This window comes from Pseudomonas defluvii, from assembly GCF_001695625.1.
Taxonomy (GTDB): domain Bacteria; phylum Pseudomonadota; class Gammaproteobacteria; order Pseudomonadales; family Pseudomonadaceae; genus Aquipseudomonas; species Aquipseudomonas defluvii.
Map to the genome: position 1 here is coordinate 1 of NZ_MBPN01000244.1, position 2230 is coordinate 2230.

Sequence of the window (2230 nt, forward strand, 5' to 3'; positions counted from 1 at the left end):
ACCGCGCCAGGGCGCGGTTTTATCGGGTGGTGCGGGCTTAGACGTTAGGTGGGAAGTCATGGTCTGTAAGGTTTTAATTTACTGGGTTTCTTTGGATTTCTATTTTTCCTATACCCGGTTTTGTACCCGTATTTTGTTCGGTCAGTGACAGCCATTGTGAAACGCTCTTGTGGGGTGGAGGAGTGGTACTGGGATCGCCGTTGAAGAGCGCAGGGCTAAACGCACCTGGTTTGCCGAACTCTCGATAGGGACGGGAGCTGATTCTTTTCTCACGAGCAGCAAGCTCAAAGCGTGGAGTTGGGTCTACCCTCTCCATCTTCCAAATCCCATCATTTCACCGTTCCCGAATCCCAAGCTAGTCTATTCCACCTCAAGTCCTTTCAGCTCAGTTCCTCATGCACAGGGCTCGATCACGTCGAGGTCCAGTTTGAGCAGACCCCAGCCTGGGCCTTGGGTAGGTTGGCGAGCGATTTGTTCCATGGACCAGTACCCGGAGCCTACGCATTGAGAGGTGCTGCGGGTTAACCCATGCTGGCGACAGGTCTGGATAGAGTAATTTGATTTGATTTTACAAGACGTCACTATTGCACTTCTGCTGGCTGCCTGTATTCATGGTCAGAATAGCGCGTTCTGGACGAGCGATTGCAATACGTTGGTCGAAATTACTGCCGCGAAGTAAACGCGATTTGATGTACGCCATAATGGTCAGTTCAGAACCTCTCAAGTTTGTGAGTTACATTGCTGGTGATCTCGATTAGATTTTGTAAGAGAAGTCGGTGCAGGTAGATTTTCCACCACAAGTGGCCGGATTCATATATGATCAGGAGCTATGATTTTTTTTAGCCTGGCGGCGGCCTTGACGGACTGGAACCCTATTTTGACTTGATAGTGTGCCAATCAGGTATTAATAGGAACTATCAAGGTAGATTGTTCACCCAGCAGCAATGTGCAGTCTTCCACGCGCCAGCGAGCAGCGCTCGACCCGCCAGATCATTCTGTCCATTAAAATGATGAAAGTCTCGGGTTGCCTCAAGGACGCACCTCATGTAATGGCATGATTTTATTTGGTATCTACGAGAAGATTTTAACGTAGTGTCGAGCCACTAGCTTTGATATCCTGAGGGCATCCAGCAAGCTTGCAAAGTCCAAGATGGAAAAATCTCTAACCAACGGCTGTCTGAAATTGTTCCTGCCGATCAAAATGAGTGCGAATGGGCACCTTATAAAGTTTAAGCAGTCCATAAACGAAAAGCTTGTTCGAAGGTTGCGGATCGATCCTAATGCGTATAAGCGTATTTTGGCTGCTAATATAAAAAACATCCTTTAGGCCCTGGTGGCGCAAGCGGACGGTGCCGGTGGCTAAGAGCTGGAAGAGATTTCTATATGACTACTTAAAGTGAACGCTAATCATCGCCCGTAACAGACTTGGTGAATTACTCAAGAATAACTTGGTTATGGCAGGGATGCTTTCCCATCACGGGTGTCAGTTGGTACCAATGGTCGGCCTAAGGAAAACCGTCATAAGGTGTTGGATGACGCACTAAAGGTTGACCTTAGCACTTCTCCAAGGCATATCTTCAGGGGCAGGAAGCATCGAGCTAACATGTCAAAATTATTGGAAATGACCAGCGCAATTGCGGTGCTGTGTCAATGCCAAAACTCGAAGCGCTCACTGGCTAACTATAAAACAAAAATTAAATAATGAGAGTAGGGTTTGGTCTGTCTTCATGGTTAGTGATGATTTTTCGATTACAGTATTGATGGGGTGATTTTTTATAATCTCTTTATTGCTCCTGCTCCTGCTCCTGCTCAATGTAATGGGTTGTTGGTTGTATCTGTCTTTCGTGTATTCGTATAGCGTCTCTTTTGATGATGGTGTTTGATTTCAAGAGTGTTGATTTTTTCTTTCTGAAGAGTATTTCGATTTGGTCCTTTTGTGGGGTTGGGAGACTTTCCGGGTTGGGGGTTAATGTTTCAATTTGAAGCGTTAATTTGCAGGATTCGGTTAGGGCTTCGCTTAGTTTTTCAGTGAGAGTGACAGCTGCTATTTGATAATTGTCGAGTTGTTTGCGATGGGACTTGTTTAGCTCGTTGAGTTGGCTGCGGTATTGGTTTTTGATTTCAAGCCCGCTTTTAATTAGCCATTCCAGTGTGTCAGTTATGTTTTTGTTTCTTGATTTGGCTAGAGTTTCCAGGGCTTTATTTGCTGAGGTCGAAAGTATAAAGTTTC

1 protein-coding gene is annotated in these 2230 nt (G+C 45.8%); it reads right to left on the bottom strand.

The window, feature by feature from the left end:
- Positions 1-1784 precede the first annotated feature (1784 nt).
- Positions 1785-2230: hypothetical protein (locus EKA13_RS27960; protein ID WP_176717498.1), on the bottom strand; the 446-nt coding region annotated here is incomplete at its 5' end.